2 protein-coding genes are annotated in these 815 nt (G+C 28.6%); both read right to left on the bottom strand.

Features of this window, described 5'->3' with window-relative positions; translation table 11 throughout:
* The coding region (locus V7150_RS21995) for a hypothetical protein (protein WP_335522495.1) at positions 1-388 on the bottom strand (388 nt) is incomplete at its 3' end.
* Positions 381-590 carry a helix-turn-helix transcriptional regulator gene (locus V7150_RS21990; RefSeq protein ID WP_335522493.1) on the bottom strand — a complete coding sequence of 70 codons (210 nt, stop codon included), beginning with the start codon at positions 588-590 and terminating at the stop codon, positions 381-383. The genes V7150_RS21990 and V7150_RS21995, both read right to left, overlap by 8 nt.
* Between the last annotated feature and the right edge of the window lie 225 nt (positions 591-815).

Below are 815 nucleotides of genomic sequence, written 5' to 3'. Positions count from 1 at the left end.
AAATGACTAACACAGATAATCCACTTATTATAGTCATCACTTCAGAACTTTGTCCTATGATATTATTTGGCAGTTTAGGTTTAACAAATTTTGAAATTAAAGTTATTGAAATCATAGAAATTGCCATGATTACTATTGTATTTATTGTACTGAGTTTTAAATTTTGATTCGGTGCAATTAAGGCTCCATTCAATACGCACCGAATAAGAAACACTCCACTACATATCACTACGATGAGAAAAATATTACTCGGATATTCAATCCATTGAAAACCCATATTGTAAGACAAAGTATCAAGCATTAACATAATTATCATTAATGAAAGTGTTTGATTTCCAATTTCATTTCTTTTTTTATTCTGCATTTCATCAAATGGATATTTATTCATCTAAATAATCCTCCCAAAATAATTCATCGAGTGTCTTATTCAATACTTTACAAATTGATATACATAATTTTAAAGATGGATTATAATCCCCATTCTCTATTGCATTCATTGTTTGACGAGTAACGCCAACTGCTTCAGCTAATGCTTTTTGAGACATATCTTTTGATGCTCTTGCTGATTTTAGTTTCAAATTTTTAGCCATAAATCCACCTCGTTCTCTACCGCTCACCATCATATTAAAAAATATATTACTTAATGTCAAATATATATGACTAAATATAAAGAATACTTTACTTTCGTGTTATGTGTTACTATTCGTTTAATTCAAAATTTAAGGTAGTTTAAATCTAATATAACAATCCTAAAAGAAAGATCCTTATTAAACTGCTATCCTGCCACGTTTAAGGTCATTCCTTCACAATATCTG

Source organism: Neobacillus drentensis (assembly GCF_036965245.1).
Classification (GTDB): Bacteria; Bacillota; Bacilli; order Bacillales; family Cytobacillaceae; genus Neobacillus; species Neobacillus drentensis_G.
This window is presented reverse-complemented; position numbering and strand designations above follow the sequence as displayed.

Bases quoted from the DNA above. Each gene is read 5' to 3' on its own strand.
- V7150_RS21990 (WP_335522493.1), bottom strand. From the start codon at position 590: ATGGCTAAAAATTTGAAACTAAAATCAGCAAGAGCATCAAAAGATATG.